General features: G+C 60.9%; 20 protein-coding genes. 9 read left to right on the plus strand and 11 right to left on the minus strand.

Annotation, left to right across the window (positions count from 1 at the left end):
* Positions 1-63: 63 nt before the first annotated feature.
* The 8 genes from ND528_RS09220 to ND528_RS09255 form a co-directional block, all read right to left on the minus strand.
* Positions 64-321, minus strand: a complete 258-nt coding sequence (locus ND528_RS09220; RefSeq protein WP_263470169.1) for a hypothetical protein — start codon at positions 319-321, stop codon at positions 64-66.
* A complete protein-coding gene (locus ND528_RS09225; protein ID WP_039763920.1) occupies positions 318-530 on the minus strand; it encodes a hypothetical protein in 213 nt (70 codons plus the stop codon). Before ND528_RS09225 ends, ND528_RS09220 begins: the two co-directional genes overlap by 4 nt.
* 257 nt (positions 531-787) lie before the next feature.
* A complete protein-coding gene (locus ND528_RS09230) occupies positions 788-967 on the minus strand; it encodes a hypothetical protein (protein ID WP_016775003.1) in 180 nt (59 codons plus the stop codon).
* Between the two features lie 156 nt (positions 968-1,123).
* Positions 1,124-2,299, minus strand: coding sequence for a lactonase family protein (locus ND528_RS09235; protein WP_263470170.1), 1,176 nt, complete (start codon positions 2,297-2,299; stop codon positions 1,124-1,126).
* A complete protein-coding gene (locus ND528_RS09240) occupies positions 2,286-2,597 on the minus strand; it encodes a DUF5629 family protein (RefSeq protein WP_263470171.1) in 312 nt (103 codons plus the stop codon). Before ND528_RS09240 ends, ND528_RS09235 begins: the two co-directional genes overlap by 14 nt.
* Positions 2,598-2,777: 180 nt before the next feature.
* A complete protein-coding gene (locus ND528_RS09245) occupies positions 2,778-4,358 on the minus strand; it encodes an aldehyde dehydrogenase (NADP(+)) (protein ID WP_263470172.1) in 1,581 nt (526 codons plus the stop codon).
* Between the two features lie 9 nt (positions 4,359-4,367).
* Positions 4,368-5,360, minus strand: a complete 993-nt coding sequence (gene araD1, locus ND528_RS09250) for an AraD1 family protein (RefSeq protein WP_122507911.1) — start codon at positions 5,358-5,360, stop codon at positions 4,368-4,370.
* Between the two features lie 145 nt (positions 5,361-5,505).
* A complete protein-coding gene (locus ND528_RS09255; protein WP_024013183.1) occupies positions 5,506-6,828 on the minus strand; it encodes an MFS transporter in 1,323 nt (440 codons plus the stop codon).
* A gap of 192 nt (positions 6,829-7,020) precedes the next feature.
* On the opposite strand from ND528_RS09255, the gene ND528_RS09260 reads away from it, so the two are divergent.
* Both ND528_RS09260 and ND528_RS09265 read left to right on the plus strand, forming a co-directional pair.
* Positions 7,021-8,757, plus strand: a complete 1,737-nt coding sequence (locus ND528_RS09260; RefSeq protein WP_071172698.1) for an IlvD/Edd family dehydratase — start codon at positions 7,021-7,023, stop codon at positions 8,755-8,757.
* Between the two features lie 187 nt (positions 8,758-8,944).
* On the plus strand, positions 8,945-9,664 hold the full coding sequence (locus ND528_RS09265) for a FadR/GntR family transcriptional regulator (RefSeq protein WP_016775009.1): 720 nt from the start codon (positions 8,945-8,947) through the stop codon (positions 9,662-9,664).
* A 349-nt stretch (positions 9,665-10,013) separates the two neighbouring features.
* On the opposite strand, the gene ND528_RS09270 is transcribed toward ND528_RS09265, so the two are convergent.
* Together ND528_RS09270 and ND528_RS09275 are read right to left on the minus strand one after the other, a co-directional pair.
* Positions 10,014-12,398: an efflux RND transporter permease subunit gene (locus tag ND528_RS09270; protein WP_024013186.1), complete on the minus strand. Its 2,385-nt coding sequence runs from the start codon at positions 12,396-12,398 to the stop codon at positions 10,014-10,016.
* Positions 12,395-13,438 carry a WD40/YVTN/BNR-like repeat-containing protein gene (locus tag ND528_RS09275; RefSeq protein ID WP_110603691.1) on the minus strand — a complete coding sequence of 348 codons (1,044 nt, stop codon included), beginning with the start codon at positions 13,436-13,438 and terminating at the stop codon, positions 12,395-12,397. The genes ND528_RS09270 and ND528_RS09275 overlap by 4 nt, the downstream gene beginning before the upstream one ends.
* 462 nt (positions 13,439-13,900) lie before the next feature.
* Here ND528_RS09275 and ND528_RS09280 point away from each other — a divergent pair, with 462 nt between their 5' ends.
* The 7 genes from ND528_RS09280 to ND528_RS09310 all read left to right on the plus strand — a co-directional run bounded on the left by ND528_RS09280 (position 13,901) and on the right by ND528_RS09310 (position 19,240).
* Positions 13,901-14,491 carry an amino acid synthesis family protein gene (locus tag ND528_RS09280; protein ID WP_007968626.1) on the plus strand — a complete coding sequence of 197 codons (591 nt, stop codon included), beginning with the start codon at positions 13,901-13,903 and terminating at the stop codon, positions 14,489-14,491.
* Between the two features lie 31 nt (positions 14,492-14,522).
* On the plus strand, positions 14,523-15,356 hold the full coding sequence (locus ND528_RS09285; protein WP_263470173.1) for an alpha/beta fold hydrolase: 834 nt from the start codon (positions 14,523-14,525) through the stop codon (positions 15,354-15,356).
* Positions 15,353-16,834 (plus strand): aldehyde dehydrogenase, encoded by a 1,482-nt coding sequence (locus tag ND528_RS09290; protein ID WP_125927343.1) that lies wholly within the window; start codon positions 15,353-15,355, stop codon positions 16,832-16,834. Before ND528_RS09285 ends, ND528_RS09290 begins: the two co-directional genes overlap by 4 nt.
* Before the next feature lie 12 nt (positions 16,835-16,846).
* On the plus strand, positions 16,847-17,332 hold the full coding sequence (locus tag ND528_RS09295; RefSeq protein WP_137214973.1) for a flavin reductase family protein: 486 nt from the start codon (positions 16,847-16,849) through the stop codon (positions 17,330-17,332).
* A gap of 131 nt (positions 17,333-17,463) precedes the next feature.
* Entirely contained in the window at positions 17,464-17,853 is a 390-nt protein-coding gene (locus tag ND528_RS09300) for a carboxymuconolactone decarboxylase family protein (protein WP_039763896.1), read from the plus strand.
* 57 nt (positions 17,854-17,910) lie between these two features.
* On the plus strand, positions 17,911-18,675 hold the full coding sequence (locus ND528_RS09305; RefSeq protein WP_016775014.1) for a GntR family transcriptional regulator: 765 nt from the start codon (positions 17,911-17,913) through the stop codon (positions 18,673-18,675).
* A gap of 1 nt (position 18,676) precedes the next feature.
* A complete protein-coding gene (locus tag ND528_RS09310; protein WP_024013191.1) occupies positions 18,677-19,240 on the plus strand; it encodes an NUDIX hydrolase in 564 nt (187 codons plus the stop codon).
* 126 nt (positions 19,241-19,366) lie between these two features.
* Here ND528_RS09310 and ND528_RS09315 read toward each other — a convergent pair whose 3' ends face one another.
* A complete protein-coding gene (locus tag ND528_RS09315; protein WP_041480062.1) occupies positions 19,367-19,663 on the minus strand; it encodes a DUF1330 domain-containing protein in 297 nt (98 codons plus the stop codon).
* Positions 19,664-19,713 lie beyond the last annotated feature (50 nt).

Below are 19,713 nucleotides of genomic sequence, written 5' to 3' on the forward strand. Positions count from 1 at the left end.
TGCGTCCCATTGGAACGCGGAGCGTCCCTTGAGGCATTTGCACGCACAGCGTGGGAACGATCATTAGGCCAGTGCTTGGCACATGCCCAGCGCCATGCAATCCACTTCAAACGGCCCGAGAAAATCGACTGCGATTTTCGCCGGTGGATTGCCGGCCATCAGCCCCAGCGTGTTGGCTCGTTCAATGTTGTGCGCGATGTTGTGGTTGGCCTCTATGGCCCGGGCCAAGCCACCCACCGAGCCCTGGCCAAATCCCAACAGTGAGGCGCCGTTGGTCATCAGCGCGAGGCTGGCGATGACCCAGAGTCTGTAGCCTTTCATGCGCCGCCGACTCCTGCGAGTTCAGCCCTGTCGACCATCGCGCTTTGCGAGCGCAGTTCGAACTGGATGCCGGGGTGGGCGACGTCGATCGGGGCGTCGAAGCTGTGTTCCATCTGTGCGCCGATGCTGACGAACAGCACCACGGCCAGGTACAGACCGATGGCCAGGTAGGCGCCGCGTTTGGCGGAAGTGAGGATTGCGCTGGCCATGGTGTTCTCCGTGGGCAAAGGTTTCGATGGCCACAGAATCAATCAAAAAAGCCGAAGCAACCACTCAGGGTTTGCAATGGTGAATATCAGCTTCGTTGATTATTTACTGGCTCTATTCCCCTGCTTGAAGAAACTTATAACCAAATGCCGCGCACACGCGTAGGAGCTGCCGAAGGCTGCGATCTTTTGATTTTGCTTATGAAAAACAAGATCAAAAGATCGCAGCCTTCGGCAGCTCCTACAGGAGAACGGTGCGCTCAGGCTTGGGTTTTGTGATCCAGCGCAGCGTAGAAGTTGGCGCTTTGTTGCAGGTATTTCTGGGTGTAGCTCTGGGTGTGGGATTTTTTGCTGGCGATTTCGACGTTGGCACCGGCTGGCAATACCACGGTGGCAGAAATGGCGGAAGCGGCGATGACGGAGAAGAGATTGAAGTTCATGGCGGTAACCCTCGTGTTCGTTTGCTTGGTTTGCCCGGTCGGGCTGTGAAGCAAACGTAACGCTCGAGGGTTGCTCGCTTGAAATCTTTTGTAGCATTAGCCGTTATCAGTGCAATTAATACAACGATGCAGGCCCCGTAGACCGGGGCCTGTGGCTTATTGTCGCACCAGGAATTTCAGATCGCTTGGCGCGTCCATCGGCAGTTTTTGCACGGTTTTGCCCAGCAGACCGGTGTTGGCATCGCGCTCGACGACGACAATCTGGTTGCTCTTCTGGTTGGCAATCAAGACGAATTTACCGCTCGGATCGAGGGCAAACTCGCGCGGGTGATCACCTTCGACCGAGCGCTTTTGCAGCTCTTTGAGCTGACCGGTCGCCGGATCAATGCCGAACACTACGAGCTGATTGGCCGTGCCGCGATTGCTCACGTAGAGAAACTTGCCATCAGCCGAGGCATGCAGCGCCGCGCCGGCCTTGTCCGAGGTTGGCTGGCCCGCTGCCAGATCGACCAGTTGCGTCTGGGTCAGCACGCCGTCCTTGTAGTCGAACACCGCAACCTGCGCGCTCATCTCCATGGTCAGCCAGGCGTGTTTGCCGTCGGCGCTGAACAGCAGATGACGCGGGCCACTACCGGCCGGCAAGGCTACCGAGGCAGTTTTCGCCGGGGTTAGCGGCAAGTGCGGGTTGGCCTTCGGGTCGTACTGATAGATGAAAACCTTGTCCGCGCCCAAATCATTGGAGAACACATAGCGCCCGTCCGGCGAAGACACCGTCGAGTGCACATGATTGGAGGCCTGACGCTCAGGGTTGACCCGACTGGCCGGGTGGCCGCTCATCTGCACCACCGGTTTCAGCTGGCCGTCGGCATCGACCGGCAATACCGCCAGGGTGCCGCCCGGATCTTCCATCACCGAGTAGTTGCTGACGAACAGGTGTTTGGCATCAGCGCTGAGGCTGGAATGGGTCGGCTCGTTACCGAGGCTCTGCACTTGGTTGATCAGGCTCAGCGCATGGGTCTTCGGGTCGATGGCGAAGCTGCTGACGCGGCCGACCGGGTCAGTCTGGCCCGGGCCGTTTTCATTGACCACGAACAAACGCTTCTGGTCTTTCGAGAGGGTCAGCCACGAAGGGTTTTCGGTCTTGACCACTTGCAGCGGCTTGGCGCCGATCTGGCCGGTGGCGCTGTCGAACTGCATGCGGTAGATGCCCTGGCTGGAACCGGCGGTGTATGAGCCGACCAGCAACTGGAAGGTCTCGGCGCTGGCGCTGGAAAGGCCCATCGCGCCGACGCTGCCAGCCATCAGCAAAGGCCAGAAGTTACGCATTTTCATTATTGTCATCCTCATCGTCGCTGCTGCTGACTACGTCGCCGAGGCACACCAGACGATGCTCGCCCGTGGTCTTGGTGTCGCTGGCGTAACCGATGATCAGCCAGCTCTGCAGCGTCTCATCGAACGTCGCCGCCGCGACCTGCGCCGGGGTGAATTTCCAGTGCTTGGCTTCACGGCCATCGATGCATTCGATGTGCAGGTTATCGACCTCGTCGAGGGCGAATTCGAAGGCGTGCAGGCCATCGATTTCGACCATACCGCAGTGTTCGAGGGCGTTGAGAAGGGTTTGGGCAGTCATGGCAAACAGTCTTTCTAGGGGGGAAAGGGCCAATGATAGCCCAATGTGATCCAGAGGCCCCTGCTGGAACCTCTGTGGGAGCGAGCCTGCTCGCGAAGACGGTGTGCCAGCTAACAAATAACTGGCTGATATTCCGCGTTCGCGAGCAGGCTCGCTCCCACAGGGGACATCGGCTTGGCTTTAGATCGCCTCACGCGATGGCTTGCCATCCACCAGACGCTGAATCCGCAGCGGGTTGGCGTTTTTCAGTGGTTCGGGCAGCAAGCTGTCCGGGTAGTTCTGGAAGCACACCGGGCGCAGGAAGCGGTCGATCGCCAGCGTGCCCACTGACGTGCCGCGCGCATCGGACGTCGCCGGGTACGGCCCGCCGTGCACCATCGAATCGCACACTTCGACACCGGTCGGATAACCGTTGAGCAGGATGCGCCCGACTTTCTGTTCCAGCAGCGGCGTCAGCTCGGCGAATTGCTCGAAATCAGACGGCTCACCGATGATCGTCGCGGTCAATTGACCGTGCAGGCCGTGCAGCGCCGCGCTCAGTTGTGCCTGATCGGCCACTTCGACGATCACCGTGGTCGGGCCGAACACTTCTTCCTGCAGCACTTCGTCACCGTTGATCAACAGGCTGACATCAGCCTTGAACAACTGCGGCTGCGCCTGATTGCCCTGCTGCGGATTACCGGCCAGATGCTCGATGCCGCTGTGCGCGAGGAGTTTTTCCAGGCCTTTGCCATAGCTGCCGAGGGTGCCGGCGTTGAGCATGGTTTGCGCCGGTTGATCACCGATTGCAGCGGCGACTTGTTGGACAAACGCGCTGAACTGCGGCGAGCGAATACCGATGACCAGACCCGGGTTGGTGCAGAACTGACCGCAACCCTGAACCACCGAAGCGGTCAGATCGCGGGCGACGGTTTCCGAGCGCGTGGCCAGTGCCTCCGGCAGCACGATGACCGGGTTGATGCTCGACATCTCGGCGAACACCGGGATCGGTTGCGGACGTGCGGCAGCCATGTCGCACAAGGCGCGACCGCCCTTCAGCGAACCGGTGAAACCAACGGCCTGAATCGCCGGATGCTTGACCAGCCATTCGCCGACGCCGCCACCGTAGATCATGTTGAACACGCCAGCGGGCATACCGGTTTTTTCTGCGGCACGAATGATCGCGTCGGCGACCAGTTCAGCGGTGGCCATGTGGCCGCTGTGGGCCTTGAACACTACCGGGCAACCGGCGGCCAGTGCTGCTGCGGTATCGCCACCGGCAGTGGAGAACGCCAGCGGGAAGTTGCTGGCACCAAACACGGCGACCGGGCCGAGGCCGATGCGGTACTGACGCAGATCCGGACGTGGCAGCGGCTGACGATCCGGCAATGCCTGATCGATCCGCGCGCCGTAGAAATCACCGCGACGCAGGACTTTGGCGAACAGACGCATCTGCCCGCTGGTGCGACCGCGCTCGCCCTGAATGCGTCCGGCCGGCAGCGCGGTTTCGCGGCAGACCACAGCAACGAAATCATCGCCAAGCGCATCCAGTTCATCGGCGACCGCGTCAAGGAACTGCGCGCGACGTTCGGCGCTGAGGCTGCGATAGGTCGGGTAAGCCGCAGCGGCGGCCTTCGCGGCGGCGTCGACTTCTTCGGCCGTGGCCTGAATGAAATCGTGCGGCAGGGCTTCGCCAGTGCTGGCGTCGACCGAGTGCAGTTTGACGCTGCCGGCGGCGCTGCGCTGACCGCCGATGTAGTTGTGACCGAGAATCTGAGTCATGGGATCTCCTTAAAGGGTGCCGATGCTGTCCGGTTCAAAAGCCGCCTGAACCGGTGCGATACCGTTGACCAGCGGTGCGCCGAAGTCGGCCTGGCTGATCTCGAACGTGTCGCCCGGCTGGGTGCGGATGCCGTCGGCAAACGACAGGGTCGCGGTGCCGAAAAAGTGAATGTGCACGTCGCCCGGACGCAGGAACTGACTGTATTTGAAGTGGTGGTACTCGAGGTTCGCCAGGCTGTGGCACATGTTGGCCTCGCCGCTGAGGAACTCGTTCTGCCAGAGCACTTCGCCGTCACGCAGGATTCGGCTGGTGCCGGCAAGGTGTTGAGGCAATTCACCGGTACGAAGTTCCGGGCCATAACTGCAACTGCGCAATTTCGAGTGTGCGAGGTACAGGTAATTCTTGCGCTCCATGACGTGGTCGGAGAACTCGTTACCGACGGCGAAACCGAGGCGATACGGCTTGCCATCGTTGCCGATGACATACAGGCCGGCCATCTCCGGCTCTTCGCCGGCGTCTTCGGCGAACGGCGGCAGCGGGAACGGCTGCCCCGGACGCACGACAATGCTGCCGTCGCCCTTGTAGAACCATTCCGGTTGCACGCCGGCCTGCCCCGCCGCCGGTTTGCCGCCCTCCACGCCCCATTTGAAAATGCGCATGGTGTCGGTCATCGCCGCTTCATCGCCGGCCTGCTGGTGCATCTTGTCCCGCGCCGAAGCACTGCCCAGATGGGTCAGACCAGTACCGCTGACCAGCATGTGTGCCGGGTCCGGGTGATCGAGTGGCGGCAGGATGCGCAGGTCTTTGAGCAACTGCGCGTAGTCGTGGCTGGCACCGAGGCCGAGGCTTTGCACTTGCTGCTCAAGGGAGCTGCCGGCTTCGATCGCGGCCAGGGCCAGATCACGGACACTGCGGGCGTCCTCGACTTCGCGGACCTGACCGTTGTCGACCACGCCGACACGGCGCTCGCCGTTGGGTAATTCGAATTGAACCAGATGCATGATTTTCTCCTGTTCCATCAAAAACGCCGCCATCCCCTGTGGGAGCGAGCTTGCTCGCGAAAGCGGTGTATCAGTCACCTCAAATGTTGAATGTGCCGACCTCTTCGCGAGCAAGCTCGCTCCCACAGGGGCCGGCGTCGATCCGTCAGGTTCGGGTCGCGCCACGGGCGCTGGCGGCGAACTGGTCGACGGGCAGCACGTGCTTGCGTTCCAGCACGCGGTAGACGATGCCGGTCAGAATCAGTCCGAACACCATCACGCCCGAGAGGAAGTACAGTCCGGACGCCAGATTGCCGGTGTATTCCTTCAACGCGCCGATCACGAACGGCCCGATATACCCGCCCAAATTGCCCACCGAGTTGATCAAGGCAATCCCCGCCGCGGCACTCGCGCCAGCAAAGAAGCGCCCCGGCAAGGTCCAGAACACCGCGGTGCACGAGAACAACGCAAACGCCACCAGACACAGCGCCGCCAGTTGCGCTACCGGCAGCGACAGCCAGGCACTGAGGAACAGGCCCAGCGCACCGAGCACATAGAGCACCGCCAAGTGGCCGTAGCGATCATTCAAGCGGTCGGAGCTGCGCGGAATGATCAGCAGGCCGATGATCCCGAAAATGTATGGCACCGAAGAGACGAACCCGGTGACCAGATCGCTGCCGCCGAACTGTTTGATCAAGGTCGGCAGCCACAGGCCGAGGCCATAAATGCTCAGGGTCACCGGCAGATAGAACAGCGCCAGCAGCAACACGCGTTTGTCTTTCAGCGCATGCAGCGGATTGCCGTGACGGGTCTGGCCGTACTCCTGCAAGTCCTTTTTCAGTTCGCCGGTCAGCCAGTCTTTTTCCGCCTGATCCATCCACTTCACTTGCTGCGGGCCGTCCGGCAGCCAGCGCAGCACCGGCCAGGTCAGCAGGATTGCCGGGGTGCCGATGACGATGAACAGCCACTGCCAGCCGTGCAGACCAAGGATGCCGTCCATGCCCAGCAAGCCACCGGACACGGGACCAGTGATCATCATTGCAATCGGTTGCGAAAGGATGAACAGGCCGAGGATCTTGCCGCGATGGCGCACCGGGAACCATTGGGTGATGTAGTACAGCACGCCAGGGAAGAAGCCCGCCTCGGCCGCGCCGAGCAGAAAGCGCATCACATAGAAGCTGTGCGGCCCTTGCACGAAGGCCATGCCGATGGTGATCGCGCCCCAGGTGATCATGATTCGTGCGAACCAGCGCCGCGCGCCGAAGCGTTCGAGCATCAGGTTGCTGGGAATCTCTAGAAGAAAGTAGCCGATGAAAAACAGCCCGGCACCGAGGCCATAGGCGGCGTCGCCGATGCCGATGTCGGCGCCCATGTGCAGCTTGGCAAAGCCGACGGCGGAGCGATCCACATAGGCGATCAGGTACAGCAGGATCAGGAAGGGAATCAGTTTCAGTGTGATGCGCCGGACAAGCCGCAATTCCTGGCTCATGAGATCGGTCTCCGATTGTTGTTTTTATAGAACCTCGGGGGACGCCTCTCGCCAAAACAGCCAGGGCCATCCCTCCGTCGAAAACGACTATATAGTAATACTAATTACCCAACAACACTTCCAAAGCGCGGATTTTGAGCTTAGATTAAGCGTCAGCTCGCAAACAATAGTCTTACAATAAGAGAATCGATCATGTCTGATAAGAAACCCACCCTGCGCTCCGCCCAATGGTTTGGCACGGCCGACAAGAACGGCTTCATGTACCGCAGCTGGATGAAGAATCAGGGCATCGCCGACCATCAGTTCCACGGCAAGCCGATCATCGGCATCTGCAATACCTGGTCGGAACTGACCCCGTGCAACGCGCACTTCCGCCAGATCGCGGAGCACGTCAAACGCGGGGTGATCGAGGCCGGTGGTTTTCCGGTGGAATTCCCGGTGTTCTCCAATGGCGAATCGAACCTGCGCCCGACCGCCATGCTCACCCGCAACCTGGCGAGCATGGACGTTGAGGAAGCGATTCGCGGCAACCCGATCGACGGCGTCGTGCTGCTCACCGGTTGCGACAAAACCACTCCAGCACTATTGATGGGCGCGGCCAGTTGCGACGTGCCGGCCATCGTCGTCACCGGCGGGCCGATGCTCAACGGCAAGCACAAAGGCAAGGACATCGGTTCCGGCACCGTGGTCTGGCAGCTCAGCGAACAGGTCAAGGCCGGCACCATCACCATCGATGACTTCCTCGCAGCCGAGGGCGGCATGTCGCGTTCGGCGGGCACCTGCAACACCATGGGCACCGCGTCGACCATGGCGTGCATGGCTGAAGCGCTGGGCACTTCGCTGCCGCACAACGCGGCGATTCCGGCCGTAGATGCGCGGCGTTATGTGCTGGCGCACATGTCCGGCATGCGTGCGGTGGAGATGGTGCGTGAAGACCTGAAGCTGTCGAAAATCCTCACCAAGGAAGCCTTTGAAAACGCTATTCGGGTCAACGCTGCCATCGGCGGTTCGACCAACGCCGTGATCCACTTGAAAGCCATCGCCGGGCGCATCGGCGTCGAGCTCGATCTGGACGACTGGACCCGCATAGGTCGCGGCATGCCGACCATCGTCGACCTGCAACCGTCCGGGCGCTTCCTGATGGAAGAGTTCTACTACGCCGGTGGCTTGCCAGCGGTGCTGCGCCGCCTGGGTGAAGCCAATCTGATTCCCAACCCGAACGCACTGACCGTCAACGGCAAGTCCATCGGCGAGAACACCAAGGACGCGCCGATCTATGGCGAAGACCAAGTGATCCGCACCCTCGACAATCCGATCCGCGCTGACGGTGGCATCTGCGTGTTGCGCGGCAATCTGGCGCCGTTGGGCGCGGTGCTCAAGCCGTCCGCCGCTAGCGCTGAACTGATGCAGCATCGCGGTCGTGCGGTGGTGTTCGAGAATTTCGACATGTACAAGGCGCGGATCAACGATCCGGAGCTGGACGTCGATAAAGATTCGATTCTGGTCATGAAGAACTGCGGGCCGAAGGGTTATCCGGGCATGGCCGAAGTCGGCAACATGGGCCTGCCGGCCAAGCTGCTGGCAGAAGGCGTGACCGACATGGTGCGTATTTCCGATGCACGAATGAGCGGCACCGCGTACGGCACGGTGGTTCTGCACGTTGCCCCGGAAGCCGCAGCGGGCGGGCCTTTGGCGGCGGTAAAGGAAGGCGACTGGATCGAGCTCGATTGCGCCAGCGGCCGTTTGCATCTGGACATTCCGGATGCTGAACTGGCCGCGCGTATGGCTGATCTGCAAGCGCCGCAGCAGTTGTTGGTGGGCGGTTATCGTCAGCTGTACATCGACCACGTGCTGCAGGCGGATCAGGGTTGCGACTTTGACTTCCTCGTCGGTTGCCGAGGCGCTGAGGTTCCGCGTCACTCTCACTAACAGCGCAATTCCCCTGTGGGAGCGAGCCTGCTCGCGAAGAGGGAGTGTCAGTCGACATCTATTTGACTGATATGCCGCCTTCGCGAGCAGGCTCGCTCCCACAGTTGCTTTTGCGTATCGCCTCAAATCTGTGCCGTGCCTGCTATGATGCGCGGCATCTCCATCGCTCAGGATCGCGCCACTCCCCATGGATTACCGCAAACCTTCCGACCGTAAAAGCATGCATTCGCGCATCGTCCAGGAACTGGGCATGCAGATCGTCTCCGGACGCTTTTTGCCCGACGACAAACTGCCCGCCGAAGCCCTGCTGTGCGAGGAGTACGCGGTCAGTCGGCCGGTGTTGCGCGAAGCGACTCGAGTGCTGGTGGCCAAGGGGCTGGTGTATTCCAAACCGCGCGTCGGCACCGTGGTCAAGGCCCGGCGCGAATGGCACATGCTCGACCCGGACGTGCTGCACTGGCTGATGCAGAGCAGCCCACAGAATGAATTCTTCAACGTGCTGACCAGCGTGCGCAGCATCATCGAACCGGCAGCGGCCGCCCTCGCCGCTCAGCATGCGACTGATGCCGACATCGCCGCGATCAACGAAGCCTACCAACGCATGGAAGCCGCGCCGACCCCGGAAGCGCTGTTGCAGCCGGACCTGGACTTCCACAGCCGCATCGCCGATGCGACGCACAACGACCTGCTGGCGAACCTGTGCAACATGTTGGCGGTAGCGATTGCCGAGGCGTTGAAGCATTCCAATCAACGGCCGAATCTGCATGAATTGGCGCTGCCCAGGCACAAGGCGATTCTGACCGCCATCGAGAACCGCGATGCCCTGGGTGCCCGGCATGCGACGCTGGTGCAGTTGGATGATGCGCGTAGTGCGTTGAGTGTGGTGCTTGGAGCTGAACTCACTTAATGCTTGAGACTGCTTGCCCTCACCCTAGCCCTCTCCCAGAGGTAGAGGGGACCGATTGGGGGATATTCGTGATCTACGCCGACTTGAACGATTTGCTTTGAATCCATAACCGACTCGACATCTCCAGTCGAACGATTTGCTGTGTCCATAATCGACTGGCATCTCGGGGCGAACGCTTTGCTTTGGATCCATAATCGACCCGGTCTTTCAGGTCGGTGTATGGCGAAAGACACCGCGGTCAGTCCCCTCTCCCTCCGGGAGAGGGCTAGGGTGAGGGGCTCTTGATCTTGAACCACAAAAAAAGCCGCAACCCCTCAAGGTTGCGGCTTTGTCGTTTCAGCCTGTCAGATCAGTGGGCAAACAGCGAATTGCCCTTCTGCCCCGCCAGCTTCTCAGGCTTGATCAGGAACTTCGCCAGCGCTGGCAGCAGCCACAGCGCGCCGAACATGTTCCACAGCAGCATGAAGGTCAGCATCAGGCCCATGTCGGCCTGGAACTTGATCGCCGAGAAGATCCAGGTGCACACGCCGATCGCCAGGCACAGGCCGGTGAACAGCACCGCTTTACCGGTGGATTTGAGCGTCTGGTAATAGGCTTCCTGCAAAGGGAGCCCGGCACGCAGGAAACTTTCCAGGCGGCTGTAGATGTAGATGCCGTAGTCCACACCAATCCCCACGCCCAGCGCCACCACCGGCAGCGTCGCGACTTTCACACCGATACCCATGAACGCCATCAGTGCGTTGCCGAGTACCGAGGTCAGCACCAGCGGCAGGACAATACACAAGGTCGCGGCCCACGAGCGGAAGGTGATCATGCACATCACCGCCACGCAGATGTACACCAGGATCAGGATGGTCAGCTCAGCCTGTTTGATGACTTCGTTGGTGGCCGCTTCGATCCCGGCGTTACCGGCAGCGAGGATGAATTCCAGGCCATCCTTGTTGTTTTCCTTGGCAAACTCCTGCACCGCGTTGACCGCACGATCGAGGGTTTCGGCCTTGTGGTCGTTGAGGAACACCAGCACTGGCGCCAGCGAGCAGCTGTTGTTGTACAGACCATCGGCGCGGGCGATCGAGTTATTCAGTACGTCCGGGTTGCGCGACAGGGTTTCCCATTTCAGGTTGCCCTCGTTCATGCCCTTGATCATCTGCTTGGACACGGTCACCAGCGAGATCGCCGACTGTACGCCTTCGGTGTTCTGCATCTTCCACATCAGCTGATCGATCGGCGCCATGGCTTCGTAGCGCGAGCAGCCTTCGGCCTTGGTCTTGACCATCACCACCAGCACGTCGGAACTGGTCGAGTAGTTGCTGATGATGAAGTTGTTGTCCTTGTTGTAACGCGAGTCCGGACGCAGTTCCGGCGCGCCCTGGTCGAGGTCGCCGATCTTCAGGTTCTGGCTGTACCAGAGGCCGCCACCGAAGGCGATCAGAGCCAAGGCTACCGAAATCGGTGCGACTTTCGGGCTGGCGAAGTTCGACAGCAGGCGCCAGAACGGGTGCTCGCGGTTGGCGTCCTTCTTGCTCTTGGCAATCGCGCGCTTGCTGATGCCGACATAGGAAATCGCCACCGGCAGCAGGATCAGGTTGGTGAACACGATCACCGCAACGCCGATGGACGCGCCGATGGCCAGTTCACGGATCACCCCGATATCGATGATCAGCAGAGTGATGAAGCCCACCGCATCGGCCAGAATCGCGATCATCCCCGGCAGGAACAACTGGCGGAAGGTGCGCCGTGCAGCGGTCAGCGCGTTATCGGCCTCGCTGGATTGCAGGGCGATACCGTTGATCTTCTGCACGCCGTGGGAGATGCCAATGGCGAAAATCAGGAACGGCACCAGCATCGAATACGGGTCGAGCCCGAAGCCGAAGAAGTGCATCAACCCGAGTTGCCAGACCACCGCCACCAGCGTCGTGCTCAACACCGCGATGGTGCTGCGCAGGCAGTTGGTGAACCACAGCAGCAGGATCAGGGTGATGACAAAGGCGACACCGAAGAACAGCACCACCATCACCAGACCGTCGATCAGGTCACCGACTTTCTTGGCGAAACCGACGATGTGGATCTTGATGTTGGGGTTCTGCGCTTCGAACTTGTTGCGGATCTTGTCTTCGAGTTCATGGGAGAACTGGCGATAGTCCAGCGCCAGCAACTTGCCCTGATCCTGCGGGTCCGGATAGGCCTCGAGCAGCGGGATGTCGACGATGCTCGACTTGAAATCGTTGGCCACCAGACGCCCGACCTGGCCGGACTTGAGCACGTTGTTGCGCAGCAGATCGAGGCTGTCCTGGGAGCCGTTGTAGCTCTGCGGAATCACTTCACCGCCGGCGAAACCCTCTTCGGTCACTTCGGTCCAGCGTACGCTCGGGCTCCACAGCGATTTGAGGCCGGAACGATCGACGCCGGAAATGTAGAACACTTCGTCGTTGATCTGGCGCAGGGTCTCCATGTACTCCTTGGAGAAAATGTCGCCGTCGGTGGCTTCCACCGAAATACGCACGGTGTTGCCCAGGTTCGCCAGATCGTTGCGGTGCTCCATCATCTTTTCGATGAAGGGATGCTGCAGCGGGATCATTTTTTCAAAACTGGTCGACGGCCGAATCAGCGTGGCCTGCCAGAACAGGAAAATGCTCACCACCAGGCAGATCAGGATCACGGCCGGGCGGTTGTTGAAGATCAGGCGCTCGAGAACCGTCGCCTTTTCCTGCTGAGGAGTGATCAAGGAAGTCATAGCCCCGCCTTCTTGTTATTGGTCTCGGCACCGTTTGGCTGGGTGATGTGCAAGCCACCCTGCCCGGTCAGAATCAGGTTGCCGTTGCCGGCGGCGGTGACCGACGACAGCGAAATGCGATCCGGGCGGTTGAACACGCTGAAGGTTTCGCCGTTGTCGCTGCTGCTGATCACCGAGCCGCCGTTGCCGACGATGACGATCGAGCCGTCTTCCAGCAGCGTGCCGCCGGACAGGCCGAACTCCAGCGCACCGCGTGCGGCTTTGAGTTCGACCTGCTCCCAGTTGCTGCCGAAATCAGTGGAGCGATAAAGATTGCCGCGCAAGCCGTACGCCAGCAAGGTCTGCGGCTGCGCCGTGCCGATCACGCCGAACAGCGAACCTTCGTACGGGCCTTCGAGCTTTTCCCAGGTCTGGCCGTCATCGGCAGAGCGGAACATGCTGCCGGACTCGCCGACGATGAACAGCCCGGCGTCTTTCACGGCGGCGATGGCGTTGAGGTGGAACTGGTCTTCGTTGTCGAGGCGATCGCTGACGTCTTCCCAGTTCTTGCCGCCGTCGGTGGTTTCCAGCAGCGTGCCGTAGGCGCCCACGGCAAAGCCGCTGCTGGCGTCCTTGAACCAGACGTCGAGCAGCGGCGATTCGCGTGCGAGGTCTTCGAATTGTTTGGTCCAGGTCAGACCGCCGTCTGCGCTGGCGAGAATCTGTGCGTCGTGGCCCACGGCCCAACCGTTTTTGTCGTCGACGAAATACACGGCGGTGAGCAGTTGCCGGGTTGGCACCTTGGCCTGGGTCCAGGTTTTGCCCTGGTCATCGGAATAGACGATGTGCCCGCGATCGCCGACCGCGACCAGACGCGCGCCAGCGTGGACGACATCAAGAATCAGGCTTTTTGCGGCCTTGGCCGATTCGGTGGCATAGACCACGTCAGCCGGGGCCTCGGCGGCAATCACAGGTGCCGATAACGTGGCAAAGCCCAGCAGTGAGAGTGCTGTGGCCAGCAACGCGGTGTTGCGTAACGCCGGCGGGCGGCAACGACTCATAGACCTTCCCCTATTTATTATTGTTGGGCCATCGGGCCTTCAAGGGCGCCGCAAGGGTGCTCGGCTAGTGGCAGATCAGAAGCATCATCCTGAAACCCGCAATCCAGAGCCCCTTCGGAAGCTGGCTCATCCTATCGGGCTTTGCAAATGTCTGACAATCGGCGCCACGTTATCTTTTGTTAACCGAAAGCGGCCCTCTGTAACCAAGGAATTCCCCTGTGGGAGCGAGCCTGCTCGCGAATGCGATGTACCAGTCACCCTGTTTATTGGCTGACCCACCGCTTTCGCGAGCAGGCTCGCTCCCACAGGGGTTAGGGGTGGTCTTGGTATTTGTAGTTGTCAGTGAATGCAGGGCCATTCGCCGGATGGATACGGCAAATCTTGCGAAGGGGACTTGCAGGATCGGTATTATGGTATACCATCAGACGCACAGACACTCTCAATCCCCCAACGGAGCAGCTCATGAGTTTCGAAATTCGCAAGATCGTCAGCTATGTCGAAGAAACCTTCATTGAAGGCGGCAAGGCTACTGACAAGCCGGTGACCATGGTCGGCCTCGCCGTGGTGATGAAGAACCCGTGGGTGGGCAACGGTTTTGTCGAAGACCTCAAGCCGCAGATCCGCGCCAACTGCTCCGACCTCGGCGCAATGATGGTCGAACGCCTGGTCGGAATCATCGGCGGTGCCGAGAAAATCGAGGCCTACGGCAAAGCGGCCGTCGTCGGCGCTGATGGCGAGATCGAGCACGCGTCGGCGGTGATCCACACCCTGCGCTTCGGTAACCACTATCGCGAAGCGGTAAAAGCCAAGAGCTATCTGAGCTTTACCAACAAGCGCGGCGGCCCGGGCACTTCAATTCAGATCCCGATGATGCACAAGGACGACGAAGGCCTGCGTTCGCACTACATCACCCTGGAAATGCAGATCGAAGACGCGCCGCGTGCCGACGAAATCGTCGTCGTGCTGGGTTGCGCCGACGGTGGCCGCCTGCATCCGCGCATCGGCAACCGCTACATCGATCTGGAAGAACTGGCTGCCGAAAAAGCCCAGTAATCACAATAAAAAGGCATTGCAGGAGCGCTCCATGATTCGGCTCACCGCTGAACTCACCCCGGCTGGCACCAGTTACCTGGCGACCGGCCAAGGCCAGCCCGTGGTCTTGATCCACGGCGTGGGCCTGAACAAAGAAATGTGGGGCGGGCAGATTGTCGGCCTCGCCAGCCAATACCAGGTGATCGCCTACGACATGCTCGGCCACGGCGCCAGCCCGCGCCCGGCCAGCGGCACCGACCTGCTCGGTTACGCCGATCAGTTGCTCGAGCTGCTCGATCATTTGAACGTGCCGCAGGCAGCGGTGATCGGTTTCTCCATGGGCGGACTGGTCGCGCGGGCCTTCGCCCTGCATTACCCGGAGCGCCTGCAAAGTCTGGTGGTGTTGAACAGTGTGTTCAACCGCAGCGAAGAACAGCGTGCCGGCGTGATTGCGCGCACTGCGCAGGCTGCCGAACACGGCCCGGACGCCAATGCCGAAGCCGCCCTGTCACGCTGGTTCAGCCGTGAATATCAGGCGGCCAATCCGGCGCAGATCGCCGCGTTGCGCCAGACCTTGGCCAACAACGATCCGCAGGGCTACCTGACCACCTACGAATTGTTCGCCACCCAGGACATGTACCGCGCCGACGACCTGAGCAGCATTCAGGCACCGACGCTGATCGCCACCGGCGAACTCGACCCCGGTTCGACCCCGGAAATGGCCGAGCAACTGGCCCGACACATCCCCGGCGCGAAGGTTGCCGTGCTGCCCGAGCAACGGCATATGATGCCGGTAGAGTCGCCGCGTCTGGTCAACCAGATGCTGCTGCAATTTCTCGAATTCGCACACTCCCGACAAAACCATATAAAGGGGATCGTTGCATGACACTCGCACGCTTCCAGATGTGCATCGGCGGAGACTGGGTTGACGCCCTCTCCGGCAAGACCTTCGAAAGCCTCAACCCGGCCTCCGCGCAGGCCTGGGCGGAACTGCCCGACGCCGATGAAGCGGACGTCGAACGCGCCGTGCAAGCAGCGCAAACTGCTTTTGACAGCCCGGCGTGGCGCGGCCTGACCGCCACCGCGCGAGGCAAACTGCTGCGCCGCCTCGGTGATCTGATCGCAGAAAACAAGGAACACCTGGCGCAGCTGGAAAGCCGCGACAACGGCAAGCTGATCCGCGAAACCCGTGGCCAGGTCAGCTATCTGCCGGAGTTCTTCCACTACACCGCAGGCCTCGCTGACAAACTGGAAGGCGGCACCCTGCCGCTGGACAAGCCTGACCTGTTTGCCTACACCGTGCACGAAGCCATGGGTGTGGTCGCCGCGATCATTCCGTGGAACAGCCCGCTGTACCTGACCGCAATCAAACTGGCCCCGGCCCTCGCCGCCGGCAACACGATTGTGATCAAGCCGTCCGAGCACGCCTCGGCGACCATTCTCGAGCTCGCACGCCTGGCCCTCGAAGCCGGGATTCCGCCGGGCGTGGTCAACGTCGTCACCGGTTACGGCCCGAGCACCGGCGCCGCCCTCACCCGCCATCCGCTGATCCGCAAGATCGCCTTCACCGGCGGCGCGGCCACGGCGCGGCATGTAGTGCGCAGCAGCGCCGAGAATTTCGCCAAGCTGTCGCTGGAACTGGGCGGCAAGTCGCCGAATATCATCTTCGCCGACGCCGACCTCGACAGCGCGATCAACGGCGCGATTGCCGGGATCTACGCGGCGTCCGGGCAGAGCTGCGTGTCTGGTTCGCGCTTGCTGGTGCAGGACGAAATCTACGACGAATTCGTCAACCGTCTGGTCGAGCGCGCCCAGCGCATCCGCATCGGCAACCCACAGGAAGACAACAGTGAAATGGGTCCGATGGCCACCGCGCAGCAACTGGCGGTGGTCGAAGGTCTGGTCGCCGATGCGATCGCCGAAGGCGCGCGTTTGCGCACCGGTGGCAAGCGTCCGGCGGATCTCGGTGAAGGCTGGTTCTACGAGCCGACGCTGTTCGAGTGCGACCGCAATTCGATGAAGATCATGCAGGAAGAAGTCTTCGGCCCGGTGGCTTCGGTGATTCGCTTCAAAGACGAAGCCGAAGCACTGGCGATCGCCAACGACTCACAGTTCGGCCTCGCCGCCGGCATCTGGACCCGCGACCTCGGTCGCGCCCATCGTCTGGCCCGCGATGTGCGCTCAGGGATTATCTGGGTCAACACTTACCGCGCAGTCTCGGCGATGGCGCCGATCGGCGGCTTCAAGAACAGTGGCTATGGACGCGAAAGCGGCATCGATTCGGTGCTGGCCTACACCGAACTGAAAACGGTGTGGATCAACCTCTCCCAGGCGCCAATGCCTGATCCGTTTGTGATGCGCTAGGAGTCCTGCGAAATGATCGAACCCGGCATTTACAAAGACGTCATGAGCTCGTTTCCGTCCGGCGTCACGGTGGTCACCACCCTCGACCCGGAAGGCGGCATTGTCGGCATCACCGCCAGCGCGTTCAGCGCGCTGTCGATCGACCCGGCGCTGGTGCTGTTCTGCCCCAACTATGCGTCCGACACCTACCCGGTGCTGCGCGACAGCAAGAAATTCGCCATCCATTTGCTCTCCGCCGAGCAGACCGCCGAAGCCTACGCGTTCGCCGGCAAGGGCAAGGAAAAGGCCAAGGGCATCGAGTGGCACCTGAGCGATCTGGGCAACCCGATCCTGGCCAAGGCCACGGCGATCATCGAGTGCGAATTGTGGCGTGAATACGACGGCGGCGATCACGCGATCATTGTCGGCGCAGTGAAGAACCTGATCCTGCCCGAGCAACCGGTGACGCCGATGATTTATCACAAGGGCAAGCTCGGCCCGTTGCCGACTCTGGCCTGACGAATTCACACAAATCCCTGTAGGAGCTGCCGAAGGCTGCGATCTTTTGACTTTGATTTTCAAGAGCAAGATCAAAAGATCGCAGCCTTCGGCAGCTCCTACACGAGGGATCTGTGGTGACAGGAGGATTTATGAGTAACGAGAAGTATGAAAAAGGCCTGCAAATCCGCACGCAGGTACTCGGCGAAGCCTATGTTCAGCGTTCGATAGACAACGCCGACGATTTCACCCGCCCGCTGCAGGAAATGGTCACCGAATACTGCTGGGGCCATGTCTGGGGGCGTGAGGGTCTGTCGCTCAAGGAGCGCAGCATGATCAACCTGGCGATGATCTCGGCGCTCAACCGCCCGCATGAACTCAAGCTGCATGTGCGTGGCGCCTTGCGTAACGGCCTGAGTCGTGAGCAAATACGCGAAATTCTGCTTCAGGTCGGCATTTATTGCGGCGTTCCGGCGGCCGTGGACAGTTTCCGGCTGGCCCGTGAAGCCTTTGCCGAAGCCGACGCCGAGGCCTCCAGTTAACCCTCGGCTGTTTTGATGCCCGTCTGGCATGGACAGCCAAGCTCAAGAGCGGACCCCATGAAACGCCAGCCACTCGACGACAGCTTCAAGGTCAATCGCAACCCCGTTACCCTGCGCGAAATCGTGCTGGACAAACTGCGTAGCGCGATCATGAATTTCCAGCTCATGCCAGGTGATCGTCTGGTCGAACGCGACCTCTGCGATCGCCTCGGCGTCAGCCGCACCTCGGTGCGCGAAGCCTTGCGTCACCTCGAATCCGAAGGCCTGGTGGAATTCGCCGACGCCAAAGGCCCGCGCGTAGCCATCATCACCCTCGACGACGCCGTCGATATCTACGAACTGCGTTGTGTGCTCGAAGGCCTGATCGTCCAGCTGTTCACCCTGCGCGCCAAAGCCAAGGACATCAAAGCCCTGGAAAAAGCCCTCGATGACAACCGCAAGGCGTTGAAGGACGGCGAGCTGCAACAGGTCATCGACTCGGTGCAGGGTTTCTACGACGTGCTGCTCGAAGGCTCGGGCAACCATGTCGCCGCCACCCAATTGCGCCAGTTGCAGGCACGCATCAGCTATCTGCGCGCGACCTCGGTCTCCCAGGAAAACCGACGCGGCGCGAGTAATCACGAGATGGAAAAAATGGTCGAGGCGATCAAGAGCGGCGATCCGCTGGCGGCGCATCAGGCGTGTGTCGATCACGTCCGCGCGGCCGCCGCCGTGGCCCTCGATTACCTCAAGCGCAAGCAGGAAGAGACAGGCGTCGCCGTCAAAGGTACCCCGGCGATCACCCTGCCGATCGCGCTGAAAGAACCCCGCATAGGTCAATGACATGTTCAGCCCGAGCTTTTGCCCGAAATGCGGTGGCCCTGACCTCGGTCAGCAGACGCCGCCGGGCGATACGCACGAGCGCCTGATGTGCCGCGGCTGCGGCTATATCCACTACGTCAATCCGAAGATCATCGCCGGCTGCATCATCGAGCAGGACGGCAAATACCTCTTGTGCCAACGGGCGATTCCCCCGCGCCCCGGCACCTGGACGCTGCCGGCCGGTTTCATGGAAAGCGGTGAGACCACCGAACAGGCGGCGCTGCGCGAAGTCTGGGAAGAAAGCGGCGTGCGCGCGGAAATCGTCTCGCCGTATTCGATCTTCAGCGTGCCGAAGATCAGCGAGGTGTACATCATCTTCCGCGCCATCGCCCTGGAGATCACCGGGCAGTACGGGCCGGAGACCATGGATTACAAGTTCTTCGCCCCGGAAGAGATTCCGTGGGAGCAGATTTATTACCCGGCGATCCGGCAGATTCTCGAGCGCTATATCGAAGAGCGCCAGGCGGGGGTTTACGGGATCTACATGGGCAATGATGACAGCGGCAAGATCCATTTCATGCGCTGACATTTGCCTGAACACAAAACCTGTGGGAGCGAGCCTGCTCGCGAAGGCGTCGTGTCAGTCAATACAAATGTTGAATGTTCGAACGCATTCGCGAGCAGGCTCGCTCCCACAGGATGGTGGTGTGGCTCAGTTCGGGGCGATGCCTTCGACGATGATGATCTCCGCCCTGGCCCATTCCTCGCGATAACTCTTCGCCTCCTGATACGCCGCCGAGCGGTAGCACGCCACGGCTGTTTCGTAGCTTTCAAACTCGATGATCACCGTGCGCTGTGGCGTCTGCCGCCCTTCCAGCGCTTCACTGCGCCCGCCTCTTGCCAGGAACTTGCCGCCGAATGCGGCAATCGCCTGCGGGGTGCGCTGGGTGTATTGGCTGTAGTGCTCGGCATCGGCTATATCCACATGTGCAATCCAGTACGCCTTCATAGTGACCTCTTTGTTGATTTTGTATTATGGTATACCAATATATTTCCAAC

The sequence above is a fragment of the Pseudomonas mercuritolerans genome (assembly GCF_025706525.1).
GTDB classification, from domain to species: domain Bacteria; phylum Pseudomonadota; class Gammaproteobacteria; order Pseudomonadales; family Pseudomonadaceae; genus Aquipseudomonas; species Aquipseudomonas mercuritolerans.

Excerpts from the sequence above, each read along its gene's own strand:
- ND528_RS09220 (WP_263470169.1), bottom strand. The coding sequence starts at position 321 with ATGAAAGGCTACAGACTCTGGGTCATCGCCAGCCTCGCGCTGATGACC.
- ND528_RS09225 (WP_039763920.1), bottom strand. The coding sequence starts at position 530 with ATGGCCAGCGCAATCCTCACTTCCGCCAAACGCGGCGCCTACCTGGCC.
- ND528_RS09230 (WP_016775003.1), bottom strand. The coding sequence starts at position 967 with ATGAACTTCAATCTCTTCTCCGTCATCGCCGCTTCCGCCATTTCTGCC.
- ND528_RS09235 (WP_263470170.1), bottom strand. The coding sequence starts at position 2,299 with ATGAAAATGCGTAACTTCTGGCCTTTGCTGATGGCTGGCAGCGTCGGC.
- ND528_RS09240 (WP_263470171.1), bottom strand. The coding sequence starts at position 2,597 with ATGACTGCCCAAACCCTTCTCAACGCCCTCGAACACTGCGGTATGGTC.
- ND528_RS09245 (WP_263470172.1), bottom strand. The coding sequence starts at position 4,358 with ATGACTCAGATTCTCGGTCACAACTACATCGGCGGTCAGCGCAGCGCC.
- araD1 (WP_122507911.1), bottom strand. The coding sequence starts at position 5,360 with ATGCATCTGGTTCAATTCGAATTACCCAACGGCGAGCGCCGTGTCGGC.
- ND528_RS09255 (WP_024013183.1), bottom strand. The coding sequence starts at position 6,828 with ATGAGCCAGGAATTGCGGCTTGTCCGGCGCATCACACTGAAACTGATT.
- ND528_RS09260 (WP_071172698.1), top strand. The coding sequence starts at position 7,021 with ATGTCTGATAAGAAACCCACCCTGCGCTCCGCCCAATGGTTTGGCACG.
- ND528_RS09265 (WP_016775009.1), top strand. The coding sequence starts at position 8,945 with ATGGATTACCGCAAACCTTCCGACCGTAAAAGCATGCATTCGCGCATC.
- ND528_RS09270 (WP_024013186.1), bottom strand. The coding sequence starts at position 12,398 with ATGACTTCCTTGATCACTCCTCAGCAGGAAAAGGCGACGGTTCTCGAG.
- ND528_RS09275 (WP_110603691.1), bottom strand. The coding sequence starts at position 13,438 with ATGAGTCGTTGCCGCCCGCCGGCGTTACGCAACACCGCGTTGCTGGCC.
- ND528_RS09280 (WP_007968626.1), top strand. The coding sequence starts at position 13,901 with ATGAGTTTCGAAATTCGCAAGATCGTCAGCTATGTCGAAGAAACCTTC.
- ND528_RS09285 (WP_263470173.1), top strand. The coding sequence starts at position 14,523 with ATGATTCGGCTCACCGCTGAACTCACCCCGGCTGGCACCAGTTACCTG.
- ND528_RS09290 (WP_125927343.1), top strand. The coding sequence starts at position 15,353 with ATGACACTCGCACGCTTCCAGATGTGCATCGGCGGAGACTGGGTTGAC.
- ND528_RS09295 (WP_137214973.1), top strand. The coding sequence starts at position 16,847 with ATGATCGAACCCGGCATTTACAAAGACGTCATGAGCTCGTTTCCGTCC.
- ND528_RS09300 (WP_039763896.1), top strand. The coding sequence starts at position 17,464 with ATGAGTAACGAGAAGTATGAAAAAGGCCTGCAAATCCGCACGCAGGTA.
- ND528_RS09305 (WP_016775014.1), top strand. The coding sequence starts at position 17,911 with ATGAAACGCCAGCCACTCGACGACAGCTTCAAGGTCAATCGCAACCCC.
- ND528_RS09310 (WP_024013191.1), top strand. The coding sequence starts at position 18,677 with ATGTTCAGCCCGAGCTTTTGCCCGAAATGCGGTGGCCCTGACCTCGGT.
- ND528_RS09315 (WP_041480062.1), bottom strand. The coding sequence starts at position 19,663 with ATGAAGGCGTACTGGATTGCACATGTGGATATAGCCGATGCCGAGCAC.